1 pseudogene is annotated in these 888 nt (G+C 70.4%); it reads right to left on the bottom strand.

The window, feature by feature from the left end:
* Positions 1-818 (bottom strand): annotated as a pseudogene (locus ABEA15_RS25550) (IS630 family transposase); the annotation flags it as partial.
* Positions 819-888: the final 70 nt, after the last annotated feature.

Below are 888 nucleotides of genomic sequence, written 5' to 3'. Positions count from 1 at the left end.
GGCCCTTGTGTGCCGAGAGGTTGTCCAGGACGACATAGATCGGAGCGCCGTCGGGCCGGGCGGCGCGGATGGACTTCAGCGCCGTGAGCGTGTTGGCGGTGCCTTTGTGCCGGTGGTTGATTCCCCACAGGGTGTCGTCTCCGACCGAGTAGCAGCCGTGGAAGTAGGTGATGCCGTGGGTGCGGCGGTAGGTCGCCGCCAGCCGCTCGGGACGCGTGGCCGGTGCCCACCCGGTGCCGGCGGTGGGGCGGATGCCCAGGCGGTGCGAACTCGTCGAAGGCGAAGACCCGGTCGGGAAAGTGTGTGGTGACGTGCTCGATCCGCTCCAGCTTGGCCTCCAGATCGGGGTCGGGCGATTCCTTCCAGGTGCGGGTGCGCTGGAAGGTGACGCCGCGGCCCTTCAGGAGCAGGCGCAGTGCCTCGCGGCCGATGCGCAGGCCGAGCCCGGCCAGGTGGGCGGCGAGCTTGCGCAGCGACCAGCGGGTGAAGGGGCGGCCGAGCTTGGCCGGGCGGGTGGTGGCCGTCTGAACGACGAGGGTCTCCTCGTCGGGGCGGAGGTGGCGGGGACGGCCTCCCGCCCACTTAGGGTCCAGGCAGCCCAGCCCCTGGTCGTTGAAGGCATGGATGACATCGCGGACGGTGTCCTCGTCGGCGGCGAGGAGGTTCGCGATCGCTTGGACGGTGTTGCCGCTGGAAGAGGCCAGGATCATCATCGCGCGGCGGTAGCGCACGGTGCTGGTGCTGCCGCGGCGCACGATGCGTTGGAGCTTCTGGCCTTCCTGGTCGGTGAGCCGGCGGGCTCGGACCGGTTCTGCCACCACATCTCCCAGGGGTCAGTCGGCTGCGCTTTGCAGCCAACCCTGGCACCGATCACCCGACCCGGCGAAC

Origin of the sequence: Streptomonospora halophila, assembly GCF_039542725.1 — a bacterium.
Taxonomy (GTDB): domain Bacteria; phylum Actinomycetota; class Actinomycetes; order Streptosporangiales; family Streptosporangiaceae; genus Streptomonospora; species Streptomonospora halophila.
Note: the sequence above shows the minus strand (reverse complement) of the source record. Positions and strands in the feature narration are given on the sequence as shown.